The sequence below is a fragment of the Rhodococcus sp. P3_B8 genome, assembly GCF_056402775.1.
Genome location: NZ_JBFUGT010000052.1, coordinates 17,544 through 40,035 on the forward strand (window position 1 = coordinate 17,544; position 22,492 = coordinate 40,035).

Annotated in this window: 20 protein-coding genes; 9 read left to right on the forward strand and 11 right to left on the reverse strand. The window is 69.2% G+C overall.

All coding sequences use genetic code 11. The features are described from left to right. Nucleotides 1-28: 28 nt before the first annotated feature. On the reverse strand, nt 29-652 hold the full coding sequence (locus tag AC1D1G_RS18635) for an alpha/beta hydrolase (RefSeq protein WP_280783548.1): 624 nt from the start codon (nt 650-652) through the stop codon (nt 29-31). A gap of 78 nt (nt 653-730) precedes the next feature. Here AC1D1G_RS18635 and AC1D1G_RS18640 point away from each other — a divergent pair, with 78 nt between their 5' ends. After that, entirely contained in the window at nt 731-4,198 is a 3,468-nt protein-coding gene (locus AC1D1G_RS18640) for a TM0106 family RecB-like putative nuclease (protein WP_477953164.1), read from the forward strand. On the opposite strand, the gene AC1D1G_RS18645 is transcribed toward AC1D1G_RS18640, so the two are convergent. Continuing rightward, nucleotides 4,183-5,382, reverse strand: coding sequence for an amino acid deaminase/aldolase (locus tag AC1D1G_RS18645; RefSeq protein WP_477953165.1), 1,200 nt, complete (start codon nt 5,380-5,382; stop codon nt 4,183-4,185). The two genes, AC1D1G_RS18640 and AC1D1G_RS18645, sit on opposite strands and share 16 nt — an antisense overlap. A 60-nt stretch (nt 5,383-5,442) precedes the next feature. Then, on the reverse strand, nt 5,443-6,087 hold the full coding sequence (locus AC1D1G_RS18650; protein ID WP_105412733.1) for a TetR/AcrR family transcriptional regulator: 645 nt from the start codon (nt 6,085-6,087) through the stop codon (nt 5,443-5,445). 101 nt (nt 6,088-6,188) lie between these two features. On the opposite strand from AC1D1G_RS18650, the gene AC1D1G_RS18655 reads away from it, so the two are divergent. Both AC1D1G_RS18655 and AC1D1G_RS18660 read left to right on the forward strand, forming a co-directional pair. After that, a complete protein-coding gene (locus AC1D1G_RS18655) occupies nt 6,189-7,505 on the forward strand; it encodes a D-arabinono-1,4-lactone oxidase (protein WP_477953166.1) in 1,317 nt (438 codons plus the stop codon). 10 nt (nt 7,506-7,515) lie between these two features. Next, entirely contained in the window at nt 7,516-8,880 is a 1,365-nt protein-coding gene (locus AC1D1G_RS18660) for an amidase family protein (protein ID WP_477953167.1), read from the forward strand. A 12-nt stretch (nt 8,881-8,892) separates the two neighbouring features. On the opposite strand, the gene AC1D1G_RS18665 is transcribed toward AC1D1G_RS18660, so the two are convergent. From AC1D1G_RS18665 to AC1D1G_RS18675, 3 genes are all read right to left on the reverse strand, one after another. Beyond that, nucleotides 8,893-9,858: an adenosine deaminase gene (locus AC1D1G_RS18665; protein WP_378471522.1), complete on the reverse strand. Its 966-nt coding sequence runs from the start codon at nt 9,856-9,858 to the stop codon at nt 8,893-8,895. Between the two features lie 26 nt (nt 9,859-9,884). Then, nucleotides 9,885-11,081, reverse strand: coding sequence for a class I adenylate-forming enzyme family protein (locus AC1D1G_RS18670; protein ID WP_283354787.1), 1,197 nt, complete (start codon nt 11,079-11,081; stop codon nt 9,885-9,887). Between the two features lie 92 nt (nt 11,082-11,173). After that, nucleotides 11,174-11,977 (reverse strand): enoyl-CoA hydratase/isomerase family protein, encoded by an 804-nt coding sequence (locus AC1D1G_RS18675; protein WP_477953169.1) that lies wholly within the window; start codon nt 11,975-11,977, stop codon nt 11,174-11,176. 40 nt (nt 11,978-12,017) lie between these two features. Here AC1D1G_RS18675 and AC1D1G_RS18680 point away from each other — a divergent pair, with 40 nt between their 5' ends. Next, a complete protein-coding gene (locus AC1D1G_RS18680) occupies nt 12,018-13,382 on the forward strand; it encodes an FAD-binding oxidoreductase (RefSeq protein WP_283354789.1) in 1,365 nt (454 codons plus the stop codon). Here the strand turns inward: AC1D1G_RS18680 and AC1D1G_RS18685 are convergent. After that, nucleotides 13,336-14,847, reverse strand: coding sequence for an MFS transporter (locus tag AC1D1G_RS18685; RefSeq protein WP_477953174.1), 1,512 nt, complete (start codon nt 14,845-14,847; stop codon nt 13,336-13,338). The two genes, AC1D1G_RS18680 and AC1D1G_RS18685, sit on opposite strands and share 47 nt — an antisense overlap. Nucleotides 14,848-14,849: 2 nt before the next feature. Further along, nucleotides 14,850-15,464, reverse strand: a complete 615-nt coding sequence (locus AC1D1G_RS18690) for a PadR family transcriptional regulator (RefSeq protein WP_477953170.1) — start codon at nt 15,462-15,464, stop codon at nt 14,850-14,852. A gap of 80 nt (nt 15,465-15,544) precedes the next feature. Here AC1D1G_RS18690 and AC1D1G_RS18695 point away from each other — a divergent pair, with 80 nt between their 5' ends. Next, nucleotides 15,545-16,267 (forward strand): GNAT family N-acetyltransferase, encoded by a 723-nt coding sequence (locus tag AC1D1G_RS18695; protein ID WP_283333054.1) that lies wholly within the window; start codon nt 15,545-15,547, stop codon nt 16,265-16,267. A gap of 30 nt (nt 16,268-16,297) precedes the next feature. After that, entirely contained in the window at nt 16,298-17,335 is a 1,038-nt protein-coding gene (locus AC1D1G_RS18700; RefSeq protein ID WP_317567996.1) for a glutathione S-transferase family protein, read from the forward strand. Nucleotides 17,336-17,345: 10 nt separating this feature from the next. Here the strand turns inward: AC1D1G_RS18700 and AC1D1G_RS18705 are convergent, their stop codons facing one another. Together AC1D1G_RS18705 and AC1D1G_RS18710 are read right to left on the reverse strand one after the other, a co-directional pair. Then, nucleotides 17,346-17,741 carry a VOC family protein gene (locus tag AC1D1G_RS18705; protein WP_280783531.1) on the reverse strand — a complete coding sequence of 132 codons (396 nt, stop codon included), beginning with the start codon at nt 17,739-17,741 and terminating at the stop codon, nt 17,346-17,348. A gap of 4 nt (nt 17,742-17,745) precedes the next feature. After that, nucleotides 17,746-18,600, reverse strand: coding sequence for a helix-turn-helix domain-containing protein (locus AC1D1G_RS18710; protein ID WP_283354792.1), 855 nt, complete (start codon nt 18,598-18,600; stop codon nt 17,746-17,748). 98 nt (nt 18,601-18,698) lie between these two features. On the opposite strand from AC1D1G_RS18710, the gene AC1D1G_RS18715 reads away from it, so the two are divergent. Beyond that, nucleotides 18,699-19,385: a hypothetical protein gene (locus AC1D1G_RS18715; RefSeq protein ID WP_283332910.1), complete on the forward strand. Its 687-nt coding sequence runs from the start codon at nt 18,699-18,701 to the stop codon at nt 19,383-19,385. Between the two features lies 1 nt (nt 19,386). On the opposite strand, the gene gad is transcribed toward AC1D1G_RS18715, so the two are convergent. Next, nucleotides 19,387-20,769 (reverse strand): glutamate decarboxylase, encoded by a 1,383-nt coding sequence (gene gad, locus AC1D1G_RS18720; protein WP_280783527.1) that lies wholly within the window; start codon nt 20,767-20,769, stop codon nt 19,387-19,389. A gap of 128 nt (nt 20,770-20,897) precedes the next feature. Here gad and AC1D1G_RS18725 point away from each other — a divergent pair, with 128 nt between their 5' ends. Together AC1D1G_RS18725 and AC1D1G_RS18730 are read left to right on the forward strand one after the other, a co-directional pair. Next, on the forward strand, nt 20,898-22,010 hold the full coding sequence (locus AC1D1G_RS18725; protein ID WP_477953172.1) for an ABC transporter ATP-binding protein: 1,113 nt from the start codon (nt 20,898-20,900) through the stop codon (nt 22,008-22,010). Beyond that, a partial coding sequence (locus tag AC1D1G_RS18730) for an ABC transporter permease (protein WP_477953173.1) occupies nt 22,007-22,492 on the forward strand: 486 nt, incomplete at its 3' end. The genes AC1D1G_RS18725 and AC1D1G_RS18730, both read left to right, overlap by 4 nt.

Below are 22,492 nucleotides of genomic sequence, written 5' to 3' on the forward strand. Positions count from 1 at the left end.
TCGAGGAGTGCAGAGACTCCTCGCGCACTCACGGGTGCGCAGCGCCGAGGATGAAGTCGCGGACCACCGCGGTCACGGATGTGTGGACCTTCTCGTGAAGCAGGTCGTGGCCGGCGTCGTCGAACTCCCGGAATTCGAGGCATGCGATCCCCGCCGCCCAGTCCCGGACGGGGTCGATCGGTGCGATGCGGTCGTCCACGCCGTGCACCGCGAGCAGCGGTATCCCGAGTGACCCGAGCGCGTCCGCCGTCTGCTGCACGGCGGCGGTCTTCGGTGTCCCGCACAGAATCGCGCCCCGGAAACCGGAGTCACCGGACGCGAGAAGTTCCATCGAGACCGCGGCACCGAGCGAATGCCCCATGAGCACGAGCGGAACATCCGGCGCGTGCCTGCCGGCGAGGCCGGTGAGAAGCGCGGCGTCCTCCGCCAGGTCCGCCACCGATCCCGGATGGTCGCCTTCGGACAATCCGTGACCGGCCTGGTCGATTCCCCACACCCCGATTCCGGCAGGCGTCAGTCCGCGCGCGAACCGGTGGTAGTGACCCGTGTGCTGCCCCATGCCGTGGAGAAACACCAACTGGGCGACAGGTCCTCCCACCGCGCTCCAGTGCCGGTAGTGGACTCGTCCGGAGTGGCCGTCGAAGAAGGGCATGGCTGCCATTCTGGGCCTGTCGCACCCCGATGGCACAATCGGCCGGGTGAACTCACCGGCAGAACTGGGGACGTAGCTGTGTTCCTCCTCGACGACACCATCGTCTACAGCGCCAGCGACCTCTCCGCGGCCGCCACCTGCGAGTTCGCGTTGCTGCGCCGGTTGGACGCCACGCTCGGGCTCGCCGGCGCCGGTTCCGCCGCCCCGTCCGTCGACGACGATCCGATGCTGCGACGGACGTCGAGCCTCGGCGATGCGCACGAACATCGCCGGCTCGAGCAGTTCCGAGCCGAGTACGGCGACGGGGTGGTCACGATGGACCGTCCCGAATACACCGCGCTGGGTCTGTTCGACGCGAACCTGGCCACCGTGGAGGCGATCCGCGGCGGCGCCGACGTCGTGTACCAGGGGACGTTCTTCGACGGCCGCTTCCTGGGTTTCTGCGATTTCCTCGTCCGCGATGGCGACACGTATGCCGTCTACGACACCAAACTGTCACGACACGCGAAGGTGTCGGCCCTGCTGCAGCTCGCCGCGTACGCGGAAGCGCTGGCCGGCAACGGGATCCCGACGTCCCCCGACGTCCACCTGCTGCTCGGCGACGACAGCGACTCGGCGCACTCGCTCGGCGACATCGTTCCCGTGTACTCCGCGCGACGGTCCTCGCTCGAACGAATTCTCGACGAGCACCGCGACGAGCAGTCGCTCGCGGAATGGGGCGACCCCCGGTACACGGGGTGCGGCCGGTGCGACACGTGCACCCCGGAGGTGGAGCAGCACCGCGACCTCCTGCTGGTGGCCGGAATGCGCACGACGCAGCGGAGCCGGCTGATCGCGGCCGGGATCGGCACACTCGACGCCCTCGCCGCGTACGCGGGCAGCGTCGAGGGCCTCCCCGAGCGCACCCTCGAGTCGCTGCGCGCGCAGGCGGCCCTGCAGTTGCGGCAGGAGTCCTCGGGCACCCCCGAGTTCCAGGTGTACGCCCCGCAGGCTCTGGGCGGGCTACCCGAACCGGACGACGGCGACATCTTCTTCGACTTCGAGGGAGACCCGCTCTGGGCCGAGAACGGATCCACGGACTGGGGTCTCGAATACCTCTTCGGTGTGGTCGAGGGTCCCGCCGACGCCGCCGTGTTCCGGCCGTTCTGGGCACACGACCGCGCCGAGGAGCGGCAAGCACTCGTCGACTTCCTCGACTACGTCACCGCGCGCCGTCAGCAGTACCCGAACATGCACATCTACCACTACGCCGCGTACGAGAAGTCGGCGCTGCTGCGGCTGGCGGGACGGCACGGCGTCGGCGAGGAGACCGTCGACACCCTGCTGCGCGACAACGTCCTCGTCGACCTGTATCCGGTGGTGCGCGGGTGCCTGCGCATCGGTGAACGGTCCTACAGCATCAAGAAACTCGAACCGCTGTACATGCCGGAGCAGCCGCGCGACGGCGACGTCACCAATGCCGCCGCGTCGGTGGTCGCGTACGCCGACTACTGCGATCACCGCGACAACGGCCGGGAGGACGAGGCACGCGCGCTGCTGCAGGGCATCGCCGACTACAACGAGTACGACTGCGACTCCACGCTGCGGCTGCGCGACTGGCTGATCGGGCAGGCGGAGACGCACGGCGTGGCTCTCCGGCCGCCCGGCGACGGGCCCACCCCGGTGACCGAGGACTGCACCCCCGCGGAGGCGGCGTTGCGCGAGTTCGCCGGGCACGGACCGAGCGAGCATCGGGGGCACGACCAGCAGGCGGCCGCGCTCATGGCTGCTGCGGTCGGCTACCACCGCCGCGAGCGGAAACCGTTCTGGTGGGCGCACTTCGACCGGCTGGTCGTGCCGCACGACGAACTGTCGGACATCCGGGACGTTCTGGTGGTGTCGTCCGCGGTCGTCGAGGAGAACTGGCACAAGAGCAGTCCGCGGCAGCGCAAGCTGCGCCGGCGCCTGCAGCTCACCGGCCGTTTCGGGACCGGGAGCACGGTGGGGCCCAAGACCACGATGTACGCGCTGTACGACACTCCCGCACCCGAGGCGGTCGCGGGCGACAATCCGCAGCAGCGGGGAACGTGCACGGTCAACGTGCTCGACGTCGGGAAGGACGGCAGGCGCCGCGACGTGGTGATCGTCGAGGAACTCCTGAACGGCGAGGAGTACGTGCAACTTCCGACGGCGATCACCCCCGGTCCCCCGATCACGACCGACCGCATCGAATCGTCCATTGCGGTGGCCGCGGACGACATGTGCTCCCCGCTGCCGGAGCTTCCGCTGTGCGCGTCGGTGGACATTCTGCGGCGGTCCGACCCGCGCACCCGGAGCGGGAACCCGCTCCCGCCCGTCGACGGCACGGACTACGCGGGCGCGATCACCGCGGCACTACTCGACCTCGAAGACTCGTACGTCGCGGTGCAGGGGCCTCCCGGCACCGGCAAGACATACACCGGGGCCCGGGTGATCAAGGCGCTCGTCGAGCAGCACCACTGGCGGATCGGCGTGGTCGCCCAGTCGCATTCGGTGATCGAGAACATGCTCGGCGGCGTCGTGAAGGCCGGGCTCCCCGCCGAACTCGTCGCGAAGAAGGACGGGCGGCATCGCGCCGCGACGTGGACCGACATCAGCTCCAACGACTACCCCGGTTTCATCGACCAGGCCGAGGAAACGGGCTGCGTGATCGGCGGGACCGCCTGGGATTTCGCGAACACCGACCGCGTTCCGCCCGGCAGCCTCGATCTGCTGGTCATCGACGAGGCCGGGCAGTTCGCTCTCGCCAACACCATCGCGGTGGGCGGCGCGGCCCGCAACCTCCTGCTTCTCGGCGACCCCCAGCAACTTCCGCAGGTCAGCCAGGGCACCCATCCGGAACCGGTGGACGCGTCGGCCCTCGGGTGGCTCGCCGAGGGGCACGGGGCTCTGCCCGCGAGTCGGGGCTATTTCCTCGAACGCACGTGGCGGATGCACCCGGAACTGTGCGCACCCGTGTCGACGCTGTCCTACGATGGCAAGCTGCGTTCGCAGGAATCTGCCAGTGCCGCACGGCGACTCGACGGCTTGGAGCCGGGTGTGCACACCGTCTTCGTCGACCACCAGGGCAACGCCACCCAATCCCCGGAGGAATCGCGGGAGGTGGTCAACCGGATCACGAAGCTGCTCGGTTCCGGGTGGACCGACCCCAGCGAGTTCGAGGGCACCCGCCCACTCGACGAGTCCGACATCCTGGTGGTGGCGCCGTACAACGCGCAGGTCGGGTTGATCGAACGTGATCTGGCCGCGGTCGGTCTCGACAAGGTCGAGGTGGGCACGGTCGACAAGTTCCAGGGGCGGGAGGCTGCCGTTGCCATCGTGTCGATGACCGCGTCGGCGATCGAGGACGTGCCGCGCGGCATGTCGTTCCTGCTGTCGCGGAACCGGATGAACGTGGCGGTGTCCCGCGGCAAGTGGGCGGCGATCATCATCCGGTCGGAATCGTTGACGCAGTACATGCCGAGCACCCCGGAAGGTCTGACCGAGCTGGGTGCCTTCATGCGGCTCACCGGTCAGCCGAAGCACTGACCTTCGCCGCGGTAGGTGGGCACCACGGTGCGGGAGCCGTCCGACTCGACGAGGTGCACCTCGGTGAACCGCTCGCACAGCTCGCCGGCCTTCGCGTGCCGGAACCACACCCGGTCGCCGATGGCGAGATCCGCTGCCGCCTTTCCGGTCACCGGGGTCTGGACCTCGCCGGCGCCCTCGTTGCGCAGTAGCTTCAGCCGCGGCGGCCACACCGGCTTGGGCACGCGACTGCCCCCGGCGGGACCGGAGGCGATGTAGCCGCCGCCGAACAGCGTCGCGATGCCGGGGGTCGGCCGCCGGACCGCCGACAGGGCGAAGTACAGCGACGGGTGCGGACGGAACGCGCGGTACCTGTCGAAGAGCGTCGGGACGTACAGGCCGGAACCGGCCGTCACCTCCGTCACTACCTGGTCCGCGGAGCTCACCTCGAGCGAGCCGGTGCCCCCGCTGTTGACGATTTCGAGCACCCCGACCTCCGACTGCACGGCGTTCACCACGGCACCGCGACGGGTCGCGAGTTCATTCGCGGACGCCCGCTTCATCCAGCCGATCGGTGGACTGGAATCGGGCAGACCCGCGATCTGCGCTTCGTAGAACATGACGCCGACGACGGCGAATCCCCGCCCCGCGGCGCGCTTCGCGAAGGCGGCGACGGCGGACGGTTCGCGGAGCGGGGAACGGCGGACCCCGATGTGGAGGGGGCCGAGCCGCAGCGAGGCGTCCACGTCGATGCACAGCCGGGCCCGGAGGGAGGTGGTGCCGGCCGCGACGAGAACGAAGTCGAGGTGGTCGTCGCTGTCGACCATCAACGTGATCCGGTTCAGCAGTTCGGGGTCGGCTGCGAGTTCGGCGATGGCCCCGCGGTCGGCCGTCGGGTAGCCCATGAGGATGTCGTCCGCGCCGCGGCGGGCGAGCCAGATCGCCTCGCGCAGTGAATACGCCATGATCCCGCGGAACCCGCCGGCCCCGGTGAGCTTCTCCCCCAGTGCGACCTGGAGTACCGCGCGGCAGCGAACGGATTTGCTGGCGACGCGGACGGGCGTGCCGCCCGCGCGCAGCACCAGGTCGGCGGCGTTGGCGCGCAACGTGGTCAGATCCAGCGCGGCCAGCGGCGGGTCGACCTCGGTGGTCGAGGCGATGAGACGGTCGAGCGTGGGCGTCACAGTTCGTCCAATCTTGTCCATCGGTCTGCGACGCCAGTCAACCACCGAGTTGGACGATTGTCCAGATCGACTCGGACCCGCTCAGGCCCGCTCGACCGCCTTCGACGCGATCACGTGCACCATGTCGTCCAGCGCCGCGATCATCGCCTCGCTGTCGCGGTCCACGAGCCACCGCAGCACGAGCCCGTCCAGGATGGCCAGACCGAACCGCGCGATCGCCTCGACCGGGGTGGCCCAGCCGACTTCGGCGATGCGGGCGCACTCGGCGAGGAACTCGATCGCCTCCTCGTCCATGGTCCGATACTGCTGACCGGCGATGTCGCCGGCACGCTCACTCCCGGACGCGCGGTGCCGCAGCGCCTGCGCGGTGATCTCGTACGTCAGCAACTGACGGTCCGGGGTGGCCTCGATGATCGGCCACATTCCGCTGATTCCGATGTGGAGGAGTTCGCGCAGACCGTCGATCCCGCGCAGGTCCGGCGCGTGCCGCACCTGACCGAACGCCAGTCGCATCGACGCGCTGAGCTGCAGAATCAGGCTCTCGCCCATCGCCGCGAGGAGCTCCTCCTTGCTCTCGAAGCAGTAGTGCACCACACCGAGCGAGACGCCCGCCTCCTCCGCCACGGCACGCACCGTGACCGACGCGACGCCGCGCTGCTCCGCGATGGCCAGCGCCGACTCGACGAGTTGGGCACGACGTTCATCCGCAGGGAGCCTGTTCAGCATCCTCTGATCGTAGAACCTGCGGGGGCCCCGCCCGCGACCAACACGGACGCCCGACCAACCTGCCATTTGCCTGGACGAGCGTCCAGGTTCATGATGGGCGAATGGCACAGGACACATGGCGCAACTGGGCGGGCACCGAGACGGCGAACCCGCTGCGCTTCGCGACTCCGCGCTCGGTGGAGGAACTCAGCGCGCTCGTCTCCGGTGCCGCGGAGCACGGACAGCGGGTCAAGGCCGTCGGGTCGGGTCACTCCTTCACCGGGGTCGCCGTCACCGACGGGATCCTCGTCAGCCTCGACGCCCTCACCGGGATCGAATCCGTCACCCTCGACGAACCGGCGGGCGCCCTCGTCACCGTCCTCGCCGGCACGCGGCTGCACGACCTGAGCGAGCAACTCTGGCACCGTGGCCTGGCGATGATCAACCTGGGCGACATCGACGTGCAGTCCGTCGCGGGTGCGCTGTCCACCGGAACCCACGGCACCGGCGCACGTTTCGGAGGTCTCGCCACTCAGGTCCGCGCCCTGCAGGTGGTGCTGGCGGACGGCTCGGTGGCCGACTGCTCCCCCACCGACAATCCCGAACTGTTCGAGGCGGCACGGCTGGGACTCGGCGCCGTGGGCATCATCTCGAAGGTCACGATCCAGTGCGTGCCGCACTACGTGATGCACGCCGTCGAGAAGCCCGAGTCGTTGGACGCCATCCTCGACCGGCTCGACCACGACCGCGCCACGATCGACCACTTCGAGTTCTACTGGTTTCCCCACACCCGCCGCGTGCTGACGAAACGCAACACCCGGCTACCCGGTGACACCCCGGTTTCTCCCCTCCACCCGGTCCGGGCCTACGTCGACGACGAACTGCTCGCGAATGTCCTGTTCGAGGGCATCAACAGGGTCGCAGGCCTTGCCCCGACGACGATCCCGAAGATCAACCGGCTGTCGTCGCGCATGCTGAGCGCGCGCGAGTTCACCGACCGCAGTTACCGCGTCTTCGCGTCGGAGCGCCGGGTCAAGTTCCGGGAGATGGAATACGCGGTTCCCACCGAGGCCCTCCCCGACACTCTCGCGGCGATCGATGCGTGGATGGAGAAGTCCGGTTTCACGGTCGCGTTCCCCGTCGAGGTCCGGTTCGCCGCGGGCGACGACGTGTGGCTGTCGACGGCGAACGGCCGGGACACGGCGTACATCGCGGTGCACCAGTACCATCGCCGAGATCACGAGCCGTACTTCGCCGCGGTCGAGGCCATCGCCCGGGAAGTGGACGGGCGACCGCACTGGGGCAAGATGCACGGCCGCACCGCCGACGACTTGCGGCCCGCGTATCCGAACTTCGACGAGTTCGTCGCCGTGCGCGACAAGTACGACCCCGAGCGAATGTTCGGCAACGCGTACCTCCAGCAGGTCCTGGGTCGCTAACGTGAGCTAGGTGACCCCCAGTCGAGCTTTAGACCGTCGCGACTTCCTTCGCGTCGCGGGTGCGTCCGGTGCAGCGGCGATCGGTGCCGTGATGCTCGGCGCGTGCGGGGAACGCCTACACGACCCGGAGGTTCCGCCGCTTCCCGACGGCTTGTCCGTTCCGGGCGGCGGAGCGGTGTCCGAGTTCGCGCCGGTCGACAAGGCGACGTGGCGCGTGCAGGGCGATCCGCTGGTCGCGCCAACTGGTGACGGGCCCCTCGCCGGCATGCGACTCGCGGTCACCGACCTGTACGCCGTTGCGGGACAGCAGATCGGCGCGGGCAGCGGACGGCGGCTCGCCGAGGCTCCTGTCGAGACGGGTACCGCCGCAGTGGTGGCGCGCCTCCTCGGTCAGGGCGCCCGGGTCGTCGGTCTGGCGCAGACCGACGACCTCGGTTACGGGCATTCGGGCATCAACCAGCAATTCGGCACGCCGCCCAACGCCCGCGCCGAGGACCGCCTGCCCGGCGGTGCGACGTCGGGCGCCGCAAGTGCGGTCGCGCAGGGCGCCGCCGACATCGGATTGGGTATCGACACCACCGGTTCCGTCCGCATCCCCGCCTCGTATCAGGGCCTGTACGGCTTCGCACCGTCCCGGGGCGCCGTCTCCACCGACGGGCTGTTTCCGCTGTCCCCCACCTTCGATACCCCGGCGTGGGTCTGTGGCGACCTCGACACCCTCGTCGCGGTCTCCGGCGCGCTTCTCCCGCTCACGGCGGAGTCCCCGTTCCGTAGCGCGCTCACCTCGGACGGCATCAACGCCGTCGCCGAGGCGGGGGCGCTCGGTGCGGTGCGGCGCGCCCTCACCGCGTGGGAGAAGAGTTCCCTCCCCCGGCTGACGTGGACCGACACGGACATCGGCCGGCTTCCCGACTGGTACGACGCCGTCGTCGCCGTGCAGGGCTACGAGGCGTGGCGGCTGCACGGCGACTGGGTGAGCGGGGCGATGACGTCGCTCGGCGACGAACCCGGCCGCAATTTCGCCGATGCGAGCCGCATCTGGGAATCCACGTACGGCCGGAAGCTGATCAAGCTCGGCGAGGCGTCGCAGACGATCACCGCGTATGTGGGCGACAGCCTGCTCCTGCTGCCGGCGACCTCCTCCACGGCCCCCGAGCGGACAAGCTACCCCAGCGGTGACCGGTTCCGGAACACGATGCGCGCCACCGGCATGCTCACGTGCCTCGCGACCATCTCCGGACTGCCCAACGCGACCGTGCCGTTGCGCACCGACGACGGAGTTCCCGTCGGCCTCTGCCTGGTCGGCCCGCACGGCCGCGACCGGGACGTCCTGGCCGTCGTCGCCGGTCTCGGCGGCTCGGGGCTGATCGACTGACGGCGGGGACCGTCAGCCGCGGAGCAGTTGCGCCTTGCGCGCGTCGCTCGCGAACGACGCTTTGATCGAGTTGCGCGCCAAAGTTTCCCGCTCGGCATCGGTGAGGCCGAGCTGATCCCGCAGCTGGGCGAAGTTGTCGTCGACGTACCCGCCGAAGTACGCGGGGTCGTCGGAGTTCACGGTGACGAGCAGACCCGCCTCCAGCATGGTCCGCAACGGGTGCTCGGACAGCGAGTCGACGACGCACAGTCGCACGTTCGACAGCGGGCACACGGTCAGCGGCACCTCCTCGTCCACCAGACGCGCCACGAGCGCCGGGTCCTCGAGCGCCCGCACCCCGTGGTCGATGCGCTCGGCGCCGAGGAGGTCGAGCGCCTGCCAGATGTACTCCGGCGGGCCTTCCTCGCCTGCGTGGGCGACCACGTGCAGCCCCTCCGACCGGGCGCGGGCGAACACGTCCTCGAACAGCGACGGCGGGTTTCCCACCTCGGCCGAGTCCAGCCCGAGCCCGACGATCGGTGTCTGCAACCGGATGATCTCCGAGAACACTTCCTCCGCCTCGTGCACGGGACGGTCCCGCAGGATCGCGGCGATCGCAGCGCTGCTGAGGCCGAACTCCCGCTCGCTGGTGCCCACCGCGTCCATGATTCCGTCGAGCACCTCGTGCAGCGGCACACCACGATTGACGTGGGCCTGCGGGTTGAAGAAGAACTCCACGTGCGCGACGCCGCCCGCCGACGCCCGCGCGAAATAGGCGCGGGTGAGGTCCGCGAAGTCCTGCGCCGTCCGCAGCACCTGCATGTTGGCGAAGTACAGGTCGAGGAACGACTGCAGATCGGTGAACTCGTACCGCGACCGGAGATCGTCGAGGTCCGTGTACGGCAGCTGCACGGAATTCCGTTCGGCCAGCGCGAAGATCAGCTCGGGTTCGAGGGAACCCTCGATGTGCATGTGCAGCTCGGCGACGGGAGAGCTCACGGGTGGATACCTGCCTTTCGCACCACCTAGGCAGCGGTGTCGCGGTCGACGATACGGACGAAGCCGTCGCCGTCGATATTCGCGGTGTCGCCGGTGTGAAACCAGCCACCCGTAAAGGTTCTCGCGGTGACCTCGGGCCGGTTCCAGTAGCCGCGGCTGACTCCCGGACCGCGGCAGAGCAATTCGCCGACACCGCGGCCGGCGTCGGGTCCGAGGAGGGCCACCTCCATCCCGCCGAACGCGACGCCCACACTGCCCGCGTGTGTCAGAGCGCACTCGTCGGGCAGCGCCAGCCCGGCGCCGCACGTCTCGGTCATTCCCCATCCGAGGAAGTGCCTGGCCGCAGGGAACGTCCGCCGGAGCAGTTGCGACTGCTCCAGGGACAGTCCGGAGCCGCTGTAGTCGATCCAGCGCACCGCGCGCCGGCCGAAGCTCGTCACCCGCGAGGTCTCCACGGCCCGCAGGAGGACGGCGGGCGCCGCGGTGAGCACGTCGGCACCGGTGCCGCGCCACGACGCGGCGTCGGTGCTCCCAGTCAGCAGGACCGTTCCGCCCACCACCAACGTCGAGAGAAGTTCGACGAGCGATCCGACGGTGTGCAGTTCGGGTTCGACGAGGAGATTCCGCAGTCCCTCGGAGCTGAACCCGCGCGCGTGGAGCACGGATTCGATGGTCGAGAGGACGTTCTCGTTGCTCAGCTCCACACCCGTCGGGGACTCCGACGGGCCAGGCGTGTACGACAGCAGCACCAGCTCGTCGGGGCTCGCGCCGTCGTCGATGAACGAGATGCCCTCCGGCAGTTCGCCGTCGAGGATCAGCACCGACTCGCTGTCGGCGAGCACCTCACCGGTCTGCGCGTCGTCGAGTGCCGGGCTCACCCCGACCGGCACGCCGCCGGCGAGCAACACCCCGAGGAACGCCTCGACCCAGCGAACCCCCACGGGCTGCCGGACGGCGACGCGGTCGCCGATCTCGACGCCCTTCGACTTCAGCCCGCCGGCCACCCGCGCCGCGGACGTCCACAGTTGCGAGAACGTGAGAGACCGGCCACCGTCCTCCTCGACGGCGACCCGGCCCGCGTAGCGGTGCACGGAGATGTCGAGCAGCTCGGTGAGCGACGGGTTGAGCCCGCCGTACCGGAGCAGGCCGTCGCGGCCACGGACCACCCGGTCGTCGTGGAAGAAGGGACCACTACTCGGGTACTCGACGAGGGACGACGGCATCTGCACCTCCGCTGACGACACTGCTGCGCGACCGGGACGTTGCCACGACTATATGACGCCCGTCACAGTTGCGGGGAGCGGATCGCCGACGCCTACCGTCCGCGGTACGTCGCCTTGCCCGGTCCGAAGTCGAGGAAGCTGCGTACCGCACCCTCGAGGTCGTCGGTCTCGAACAGGGCACCCGACACGTCGGGTGTGATCGAGTCGGCGTGCGCGACTCCACCCGACCGCCACGCGGAGATGATCTGCTTCGTGGCGTCGTGTGCGCGCGTCGGCCCGTCCGCCAGGCGTGCGACGAGGGCGCGGGCCTCCGCGTCGACGTCCTCGTGGACGGCGTTGACCACACCCCAGTCGCGCAGTGTCGCGGCGTCGTACAGGTCACCGGTCATCACCAGTTCCCGGGCGCGGCCGGACCCCGCCCGCTCGGCCAGCCGCTGCGGACCGCCCATCGACGGAGTCAGCCCCACCACCGTCTCGACCAGTCCGAACTTCGCCTTCGGTGCGGCGAGGATGATGTCGCAGGCGAGCGCGATCTCGAAGGCCGCGGTCAGCGTCAGTCCGTGCGCCGAGTACACGACGGGGCACGGCAGCGCCTCGAGCGGATGGCAGATCTCGGCGAACAACTCCTGCCACAGGTCCGCGCCCTGTTCCGCGGTGAGCCGGTCGAACACGTGGACGTCCACCCCTGCGGAGACCACCTTGCCCTCGGCGCGCAGCAGCACCGCGCGCGGCGGATCCTCGGCGAGCGCCGCGACGTCGGCCTGCACGGCGTCGAACATCGCCTGATCGAAGAGGTTCAGTGCGCCGTGGGCGAACGTCAGGATCGCGATCTCGGCGCCGGCGTCGGTACGGACACGCTCGAGTCGGGTGGGATGCGCGGCTGCAGGCTCAGTCATGCCGCCAGACTGCCACACGTGTTCCGCCTACGATCGGGGTGTGGACTCGCTGCGCGCGGCGCTGGCCGACGCCGTCGGTGATCGGTTCGTGACCGTGGACGCGGACGTGCTCGCCGCCCGCGCCACCGACCACACGGGGCGCTACAGCGGGCGGGCGAGCGCACTCGTCCGGCCCGCAGATGCCGCGGAAGTCTCGGCCGTGCTGGACATCTGCCGCCGAGCCGGGGTGAAGGTCACCGTGCAGGGTGGCCGCACCGGCCTCGAAGCGGGAACGGTTCCCGAGCACGATGACGTACTGCTGTCGACGGAACGGCTGACCGCGGTCGGCGCCGTCGACCGCGAGAACCTGCGCGTCACCGTCGGCGCCGGGGTCACCCTCTCGACACTCCGGCACACCGCGTCCGACGCCGGACTGCTGTTCGGCGTCGACATCGCGTCCCGCGATACCGCGACGATCGGCGGCATGGTGTCGACCAATGCCGGTGGGCTGCACACCGTGCGGTACGGCCATATGTCGGCCCAGGTGCTGGGCCTGGAAGTGGTGCTGCCCGACGGGGCGATCGTGCGGCGCAGCATGCGGATGGGCGCCGAGAACTGCGGATACGACCTGCCCGCGCTGTGGGTCGGCAGCGAGGGCACGCTCGGTGTGGTCACGACCGTCGATCTCGCACTCCACCCCGTGCCCGAGTTCCGTGTGACCGCCCTCGCGGGCTTCGCGCAACTATCCAGCTTGATCGACGCCGCTCGCGTCGTCCGGCGGCTCGACGGGGTGGACGCCGTGGAGATGCTCGACGGCCGTGGGCTCGAATTGGCCTCCTCGCGGCTGGGTTTCGCGGTCCCCACGGGTCTGCCGTGGTATCTCCTCGTGGAACTGGCCGGCGGGCGCGACCTCACCGACGACCTGGCCGAGGCCCTGGAGCAGTGCGATCCCGACGACGAACCCGCTGTCGGGATCGATCCCGCAGGCCGCGCCCGCGTGTGGGCGGCGCGGGATGCGTTCGCGGACGTGGTCGGACTGTTCGGACCCCCGCTCAAGTTCGACGCCGCCCTCCCACTGGACACCCTCGCCGCGTTCGTCGCCGACGCGGTCGCAATGGTGACGAGCCGGGCACCTGACGCGATCCCGGTGCTCTTCGGGCACGTCGCCGACGGCAACGTCCACCTCAACGTGCTGCGCTGCCCCGACGAGTCCGTGCTGTACCTGCCGGTCACGGAACTGATCCGCGATCACGGCGGCAACATCGCGTCCGAGCACGGCGTCGGCGCACACAAGCGCAACTACCTGGACCTCTCCCTCAGCCGCGAGGACATCACCGCGATGTGGACGATCAAGCAGGCGTTCGATCCCGCGGACTACCTCAACCCTGCAGTGATGTTTCCCGACTGGCTGCGTCGCCCGCACTGACTCCGGGCTTCTTCTCGCGCAACGGTCGCGCGAAGCACACCGAGGCGAGGAAACCGATCAGCAGGACGGCCGCGGGCAACCAGATCGACTGCGACATCGCCGTCGCGAACGGTTCCTTCACGAATTCCGGCATCTCCCCCACGCCGGCCTCCTGGCTGTCGGCGTTCAGCCCCTGAGCGGACAGGCGGGCCGTGATGAGTGCGCCGATCGCGGCGCTGCCGAGGACGGCGCCGACCTGGCGGGTCGTGTTGTACACGCCTGCTCCGGCGCCCGCCTGATGGGGCGGAAGGTTGTGCGTGGCCGTGGCCGCGAGCGGCGACCAGATACACGCGTTGGCGAGGCCGATCAGTCCGATGGGCAGCAGCAGTTCCCAGATCGCCACGTCGGGTGACATGACCATGGACAGCCAGGCGAGTGCGATCGAGAACAGCAGGAATCCGGCGCCCGCGATGTACCGCGGGTGGGTGCGGTCCACGAGCTTGCCGATGAACGGGGCGAACACGCCGGTGAGGACGGCCATGGGCACGAGCAGCAGGGCCGACCGTGTGGGCGACAGACCCCGCACCGCCTGCGTGTAGAACATCAGCGGCAGGACCATCGCGGTGATCGCGAATCCCATCGAGGTGATCGCCACGTTGGCGAGCGAGAAGTTGCGGTCCTTGAACAGGCCCAGGGGCAGGAGCGGCTCGTTCTTGTTCCAGGACTGGTACCAGACGAAGACGCCGAGTAGGACGAGGCCGGCGCCGATCGACGCCAGCACGGTCGCCGACCAGTCGTAGGAGCTGCCTTCCTGGATTCCGAACACGAGGAAGAACATGCCGAGCGCGCTGAGGACGACCCCGGGGATGTCGAACTTGTGCTCGTGGGTCTCGAGCGACGGCACCAGTCGCCAGGCCAGCACGAACGCGATCACGCCCACGGGCACGTTGACGATGAAGATCCACTCCCAGCCGAGGTTGTCCACGAGGACGCCGCCCGCCAGCGGTCCCACCAGGGTGGCGACACCCGCGACGGCGCCCCACAGACCCATCGCGGTGCCGCGGCGGTCCGGCGGGAACGTGCGGGTGATGACGGCCATCGTCTGCGGCGTCATCAGTGCGGCGCCCAGTCCCTGGAAGACCCGGGCGACGATTAGCATGGTGATGGTGCCGGAGAGGCCGCACCACAGCGACGCACCGGTGAACAGGACGAGCCCGATCAGGTAGATGTTCTTGGGACCGAACCGATCACCGAGTCGACCGGTGACCAGCAGCGGCACCGCATACGCCAGCAGGTACGCGCTGGTGACCCAGACGACCTTGTTGATGTCGGTGTGCAGGTCGTTCATGATCGCCGGGTTGGCCACCGCGACGATGGTGCTGTCGACGAGGATCATGAAGAAGCCGATGACGAGGGCCCACAGGGCCGGCCACGGATTTCGATGCTCGGGTGGCGACGTGGGTGGTGCGCTGCGCTCGGTGTCCATCATCAATCCTTTACTGAACCGGATGGGATCCGGCGTGAGTGTGTCAGTCGTTCGAGAAGTTCCGGCGAAAGCCACGGGAGGGCTCCGGAGTCGATGTCGGCCACCAGGGCGCTGAGCCATTCGTGCTCCGCGCGGGCAACGGTGACGAGAAATTCGTTGCCGAGGAGGAAGATCCTGGGGGTCTCGGTGGAACAGGCGAGCGCGGCAGCGGTCTCGAGTTCGTCGATTTCGCGGGTGAGGTGATCGAGCCGTTGCCGGAGCAGTTCCACCACGGTGGGGGCGGCGACGTTGTGCGCCTCCGCCAGTGCGAGCGGGAACTGCGGGTACTCGTGCACCGGGGTGGCGAGCATGTCGCTGACCCGGTGGACGAGCGCTTCCCGGCCCGCCTCGGTGACCTCGTACATGGTGCGTTCGGGCCGGTTTCCCGCCCGGTCGGTACCGGTGGTGCGCACCAGCCCTTCGCCTTCGAGCYTGCTCACGGTGTGATACAGCGACCCCGGCCGGATCTTCACGACGCGTCCACGCCGGGCGGCGGCGAGTTGGTACATCTCGTACGGATGCATCGTCCGCTCACACAGCAGACCGAGGATGGTGACACCGAGCGGCGTGAGTGCCATTGTCACCACCTCCACTACTCCACGTCGAATTACTCCACGTGGAATATACCGTCCGGGCGGATGGGGAACAAGCGGTTACCGTGGGTCCGGTGGACTCCCATCACCTCGACATCATTCGACTCGCCTGGTCACGCGAACTGGGATTACCCGATGACGCTCTGTCCACCCGGCCGGGCGCCGACGACCGCGCCGTCCGGGTCGACGACGACACGGACACGATCCGCTTCCTGCGCCTGGGCGAGACGTGCGCGCTCGTCGGACCGCGGTGGGCGATCGAGCGCGCCGACGGGCACACGTCGGAGGAACTGACCGAATCCGCAACCCTGCTCGCCCTCACCCAGGATCGGTCCGGACGGTGCGCCGGTCCCGTGGCGCTCGCGTTCGGCACCGACTACCAGGACCCGGCGACCGGGCGGCCACCGCTCGTCTCCCACGAACACGACCACGTCCGGCAGGTCGAGGAGGCGTGTCCCCCGGACGACGTCACCGAGGCCCGCCTGGGTGACCGCGACCGATGGTTCACGATTCTCGACGACGCGCAGCAACCGGTCAGTTCCGCCGGGTACGCCGAGTTCCAGGGTTTCCTCGCCGATGTCGGTGTGCTGACGGCGCCGGCGTTCCGGCGGCAGGGACTGGGCGCCACGGTCGCCGGGATCGCCACCGACGACGCGCTCGACAGCGGCCTGATCGCCCAATGTCGTTCACCCCGCGACAATCTGGCCTCGCGCGCGCTCGCCGCTCGCGCCGGGTACCGGGAACTGGGAACGTATGCCGCGGTCACGATCTCCCGAAGTACGCTCTGAGAGACATCGAAGGACGGGGACGAGCCAACCATGACAGAACGAACGGCAGAACCGCACAGCACGGAAGGCGCCTACGTCGAATCCGGCGCCGAGTTCACGCGCGACACCCACTACATCCCCACCCGCATCACGGCCGACGGCCGCGACGGCTATCCGGTCGAACCGGGCCGCTACCGCCTCGTCGCCGCTCGGGCGTGCCCGTGGGCCAACCGCGCGATCATCGTCCGGCGACTTCTCGGACTCGAGGACGCGTTGTCCATGGGACTGTGCGGCCCCACCCACGACAAGCGCAGCTGGACTTTCGATCTCGATCCGGACGGGCTCGACCCCGTGCTGAAGATCCCGCGCCTGCAGGACGCGTACTTCGCACGTTTCCCGGACTACCCCCGCGGCATCACCGTGCCCGCGATCGTCGACGTCCCCACCGGGCAGGTGGTCACCAACGACTACCCGCAGATCACCCTGGATCTGTCCTCGGAATGGACGCAGTACCACCGCGAGGGCGCGCCCGACCTGTACCCCGAGCCGCTGCGCGACGAGATCGACGAGGTCGCCGATCTCGTGTTCCGCGACGTCAACAACGGGGTGTACCGGTGCGGTTTCGCCGGCTCCCAGGAGGCGTACGAATCCGCGTACGACCGCCTGTTCGCCCGCCTCGACTGGCTCGAGGACCGTCTGACCGACCGCAGGTTCCTCGTCGGCGACACGATCACCGAGGCCGACGTGCGCCTGTTCACCACCCTGGCCCGGTTCGACGCGGTCTATCACGGCCATTTCAAGTGCAATCGGAACAAACTCGACGAGATGCCCGTGCTGTGGAGTTATGCCCGCGATCTCTTCCAGACACCCGGGTTCGGCGACACCATCGACTTCACCCAGATCAAGCAGCACTACTACATCGTGCACACCGACATCAATCCCACCCGGATCGTGCCGAAGGGGCCAGACCTGTCCGGCTGGCTCGAGCCACACGGGCGTGAACAACTCGGCGGCAGGCCGTTCGGGGACGGCACGCCGCCACCTCCGCCGAAGCCCGGCGAGGAGGTCCCGGCCGGGCACCGGGCGTGATCGGGCGGATCTACGAGCCGGTGTAGGTGCCGAAACTCCAGAACACGCCCTCGGGGTCACGGCAGGTGAAGCCGCGCGATCCGTAGTCCTCGTCCCGCAGTCCGCGGACGATCGTGGCGCCGGCGGCCACGGCACGCTCGTGGAGCGCGTCGGGGTCGTCGACGACGAGGTACACCGAGCCCGTCCCCGGCGGCAGGTCGCTGATGACCGAGTCCTCACTGGGCGAGCCGAGCATGATCCCGCCGCCCTTGGGCCAGCCGAGTTCGGCGTGATCGACCCGGTCGCCCTCGCCGTACACCGCGTTCTCGGCGAACCCGAAGGCGTCGACGAGGAAGCGGATCGCGGCCCGCGCGTCGCGGTAGACGAGGGTGGGCCACACATATGTGGTGTGCGTCGAAGTAGTCATGTCATCACTCTGCGCCGTCGTCGTGGTAGGGGTCTTGGACGAATGAGAACGGGTCGATCTCGCGCCACCGCGACGGCGCGACGCCCGCGAGGTCGCGCCAGTCCCGCGCCATGTGCGCCTGGTCGTAATACCCGCACGACGCGGACACGTCGGCGAGTGTCGCCCCGGCGGCACCCTTGAGCATCCGGTGCGAGCGGTGGAAACGGGACAACCGCACCACGTCCTTGGGTGTCACGCCGTATTCCGCGACGAACTTGTTCACCAGATGTCTTCGGCTCCAGCCGACGTCGTGCGCGACGTCACCGACCCGGGCGCCGTCGCCGGCGACGAGCAGCTGCCAGGCGCGGGTGAGGTGCGGGTCGATCTCCGCCGGCGCCGCGCGGCGCGTCAGGACCTCGTCGAGGATCGCGAACCGCTCGTCCCAGCCGGGTTCGAGCGACAGCCGTTCGGTCAGTTCCCCCGCGTCGGGACCGAGCAGGTCCTCGAGCCCGACGACCCAGGGGCCGAGCGCTGCCGTGGGGACCCCCAGCAGCGCCCGGGCGCCGAGAGGACTGAGGGCCAACTGGACGCCGTGCTGGTTGCCGTCGTGCCGGATCGTCACCGGTGCCGTGGCGATGCCGCTGGCCAGAGTGTCGAAACGACCGGGCGCCTGCTCGGGCGTCGCCTGGGCGGCGATGTCGAGCGGCTCGTCGATCGTCACGATCACCGTGAGGCAGGGCGACGGCAGACCGAGGTGGATGCCGGGCTCGAAACCGGCCAGCCGATACCCGTCGTACCCCGTGACCAGCGCGCGCAACGGTTCCGCCGGGCGCCGGAAGGCCCCGGACGACACCGCGGTATCGCTTTCGACGACGCTCACGAAACCAGCCTAGGCAACGGTGCCGACACCGGCCACAGCGTCAACTCACCTACAGTCGGTGCCAGCACACTCGAAGCACAGGCGAGACGGGAGCCCCGATGGCTGGCAATGGTGGACCGGTGGAGAAGGTACTGGTCTCGGTCCTCGACAACGGAAGCCGTCTCCAGGCTCCCGCGGTGGCGAAGTACGTCGAATGGGTCCGGCGCTCGCACCCCGGTGAGTCGCCCGCGCAGATCGTCGAGCGGATGGAGAAGATGTTCCTGCTGGCCGTGACGGGCAGCGGAAGTGCAGTCGGCGCCACCGCCGCGATTCCCGGGGTCGGCACCGTCGCGTCCATCGCGGCGGTGGGCGCCGAATCGGCGTTCTTCCTCGAAGCGGCGGCGCTGCTCACTCTCGCGGTCGCATCGGTGCACGGCATCTCGGCCGCCGACCACCAGCAGCGGCGCGCACTCGTCCTGTCGGTGGCGCTCGGCGAATCGGGCATGGAAATCGTCCAGAAGGCGACGGGCGTGACGGCGAAGAACTGGGCGAGCGCCATCACCAGCCGCATACCCGGCCCCACCATGAAGGGGATGAACAGCAGGCTGGTGCGCAAGTTCATCACCAAGTACGCTGCCCGCCGCAGCGCGCTGGTCCTCGGCAAGCTCGTGCCCGCAGGCATCGGCGCGGCCATCGGCGGCGCGGGCAACCGGGCCATCGGCAAGGGTGTCGTCAAGAACGCGCGTGAAGCGTTCGGGCCCGCCCCGGCCCGCTGGCCGGACGAACTTCGCGCGATCGAGGCCTGACCTAGTGGGCGAAGTGCTGTTCCGTCGAACGCCCGCCACCCTTCTCGCGGAGTTCGGCGCACACTTCCTCGATCGCCTCGGCGACGAGGGATCCGAGATCGGCGCTGAAGCCCTCGCGCACGACGATGCGCAGGACCGCCACGTCCTCCGCGTCGGCGGGCATCGTGTAGGCGGGCACCTGCCACCCCCGCGCCCGCAACTCGTGTGACACGTCGAAGACCGTGAACCCGGGGTCACCGACGAGTTCGAACGCCACCACCGGAATGTCGGTGCCGTCCGTGATCAGGGTGAAGCCGTCGATCTCGGCGATGCGTTTGCCCACGCGAACTGCGGTGTCGCGCAACGTCTGCATGATCGACCGGTAGCCGGCCCGGCCCAGTCGCAGGAAGTTGTAGTACTGCCCCACCACCTGATTGCCGGGCCGCGAGAAGTTCAGGGTGAACGTCGGCATGTCGCCGCCCAGGTAGTTGACCCGGAACACCAGCCCCTCGGGAAGGTGTTCTTTGTCGCGCCACACCACGAACCCGATCCCCGGATACGTCAGACCGTACTTGTGGCCACTCACGTTGATCGAGGCCACGCGCGGAACCCGGAAGTCCCACAACAACTCCGGCTGCAGGAAGGGAACGACGAAGCCACCGCTCGCCGCGTCCACGTGGATCGGGACGTCCGGGCCGCCGGACGCAGCAAGTTCGTCGAGAGCGTCCGCGATCGCCGCCACCGGCTCGAGCTCCCCCGTATAGGTGGTGCCCACGATCACGACCGCTCCGATCGTGTTCTCGTCGACCGCGTCCCGAACCTGCTCCGGCGTGATGACGTAGCGGCCCTTCTCCATCGGCAGGTACTTCGGCTCGACGTCGAAGTACCGGCAAAACTTCTCCCACACCACCTGCACGTTGCTGCCGAGCACCAGATTCGGGCGCGCAGTGTCCTTCCCGGCCGCCTCCCGCTTCGCCCGCCACAGCCACTTGAGCGCGAGACCACCGAGCATGACCGCCTCGCTCGAACCGATCGTCGAGACGCCGGTGGCGCTGGCCGGGTCGGTGGTCGACAGGTCGGGAGCGTGGAACAGATCGGCCACCATCGACACGCACCGGGACTCGATCGCCGCGGTCGCGGGATACTCGTCCTTGTCGATCATGTTCTTGTCGAACGTCTCGGCCATCAGCTTGTCGGCCTCGGGATCCATCCATGTGGTGACGAACGTGGCGAGGTTCAGCCGCGAACTGCCGTCGAGCATCAACTCGTCGTGGATGAACCGGTACGCGGCCTCGGGATCGGTTTCCTCGTCCGGCAGCCGCAGCGCCGGAAACGGATCGATCGAGAGGCGCCCCGTGTAGGCGGGAGAAATGACGTCGCGATGGTGATGGTGGTGCTTGCTCATGTACGTCCCCAATCGATTGGTTTCAGCATGCGCCGTCGCAGACGCCCTGTACGTCAGTTGGTGAATCTCGGCACGGCAGCCCAGTAGGGTCGAAACAGTTCCATTCGATTGTGGCAGGGGAGGACGGGTTGACCACAGCAATCCCGGGAAGTTTCGCGGCGCCGATCGAGGTGCGGGGGCTGTCGAAGCGCTTCAAGAACGTCGACGCCGTCACGGACCTCAGCTTCACCGTGCCGCAGGGATCGATCACCGGATTCCTCGGGCCCAACGGGTCCGGCAAGACCACGACACTGAGGATGATCCTCGGTCTCGTGAAGCCGACGTCGGGCGCCTCCACGGTCGCCGGTGTGCCGATCAAATCGCTCGTCGACCCCGCGCGCACGGTCGGCGCCGTCCTGGACTCGCAGAGCCTGCACCCCAACCGCACGGCGCTCGACCACCTGAAGGTGTACGCGTCCGCGATCGGGGTACCGGACGGACGCGCACTGCAGGTGCTCGCGCTCGTCGGACTGGAGGACGTCGCCGGGCGCAAGGCGGGCGGCTTCTCCCTCGGCATGCGCCAGCGGCTGTCGCTGGCGACGGCGCTGCTGGGTGATCCGCGAATCCTGATCCTCGACGAACCGGCCAACGGACTCGACCCCGAGGGCATCGCCTGGCTGCGCGAGTTCCTCAAGGGCTTCGCCGCATCCGGCCGGACCGTGCTGATCTCGAGCCACATCCTCCGCGAAGTGGAACAGACCGTCGACAATCTGGTGATCGTCAGCCGCGGCGCCCTCGTCTATCAGGGACGCATGGAGGAGCTGCGCAAGTCGCAGCAGAGCAGGCTGCTGGTCGCGTCCTCGAGCCCGCCCGCCCYGRCCACCGCCCTCGCCGCCAGGGGCATCGTCGATGCCCGCTCGCTCGCCGACGGACGCCTCGCCGTCGTCGGCGCGTCCCTCGAACTCGTCGAGTCCGTCGCCGCGGACGCCGGGGTGACGATCTTCGGCGCCGTCGGCGATCACATCGACCTGGAGCAACTCTTCCTGTCGATGACCGCAGGCCAGTACGTGGCCGGAGCGAGTGCCGCCGCGCCCTCGGGGTACGGCCAGCCGCCGACGTACGCGCCCCAGCCCGGGTACGCACCTCCCGGGTACGCCCCGCAACCGGGTTACGGTCCGCCACCCGGGTACGGCCCGCAACCGGGCTACGGTCCGCCACCCGCACACCCCCAGCACGGTCCGATGTCCGGAGGTCCGCGATGACAGCGCTGCTCACCGCGGAATTCCACAAGGTCACCACACTGCGGTTCTGGTGGATGCTCGGTCTGGCGCCACTGATCGTCGGGATGTTCTCGAGCGCGATCACCCTGCCCGTGATGCGCGCGTTCACCGACGCGTTCGAGGCCGATCCGAACGAGGCCAACCTCGCCGCCACCCTGTTCGGCCTGGCGGTCGCCGTCGCCCTCGTCGTCCTGTTCGCCGCGGTCTTCGGGGCGGTGAACGTGGGCACGGAATTCCGGTACAAGACGCTCACCACCACGTTCCTCACCGCCCGCGGCCGGGACGGGGTGATCGGCACCAAGCTCGCCGTCACCGCGGCCTTCGGCTTCTTCTACTGCCTCGTGGTGGAGGTGGTCAGCGTCGCCCTGCTGCTGACGTTCGGCGGGGACACCTTCGAACTGCGCGGATCCCTGTTCGCCATGCTCGGGGCGGCCCTGATCTGCGGGGCGTTGTGGGCGCTCATC

Bases quoted from the DNA above. Each gene is read 5' to 3' on its own strand.
- AC1D1G_RS18635 (WP_280783548.1), bottom strand. From the start codon at position 652: ATGCCCTTCTTCGACGGCCACTCCGGACGAGTCCACTACCGGCACTGG.
- AC1D1G_RS18645 (WP_477953165.1), bottom strand. From the start codon at position 5,382: ATGGACAAGATTGGACGAACTGTGACGCCCACGCTCGACCGTCTCATC.
- AC1D1G_RS18650 (WP_105412733.1), bottom strand. From the start codon at position 6,087: ATGCTGAACAGGCTCCCTGCGGATGAACGTCGTGCCCAACTCGTCGAG.
- AC1D1G_RS18655 (WP_477953166.1), top strand. From the start codon at position 6,189: ATGGCACAGGACACATGGCGCAACTGGGCGGGCACCGAGACGGCGAAC.
- AC1D1G_RS18670 (WP_283354787.1), bottom strand. From the start codon at position 11,081: ATGCCGTCGTCCCTCGTCGAGTACCCGAGTAGTGGTCCCTTCTTCCAC.
- AC1D1G_RS18675 (WP_477953169.1), bottom strand. From the start codon at position 11,977: ATGACTGAGCCTGCAGCCGCGCATCCCACCCGACTCGAGCGTGTCCGT.
- AC1D1G_RS18685 (WP_477953174.1), bottom strand. From the start codon at position 14,847: ATGGACACCGAGCGCAGCGCACCACCCACGTCGCCACCCGAGCATCGA.
- AC1D1G_RS18700 (WP_317567996.1), top strand. From the start codon at position 16,298: ATGACAGAACGAACGGCAGAACCGCACAGCACGGAAGGCGCCTACGTC.
- AC1D1G_RS18705 (WP_280783531.1), bottom strand. From the start codon at position 17,741: ATGACTACTTCGACGCACACCACATATGTGTGGCCCACCCTCGTCTAC.
- AC1D1G_RS18715 (WP_283332910.1), top strand. From the start codon at position 18,699: ATGGCTGGCAATGGTGGACCGGTGGAGAAGGTACTGGTCTCGGTCCTC.
- gad (WP_280783527.1), bottom strand. From the start codon at position 20,769: ATGAGCAAGCACCACCATCACCATCGCGACGTCATTTCTCCCGCCTAC.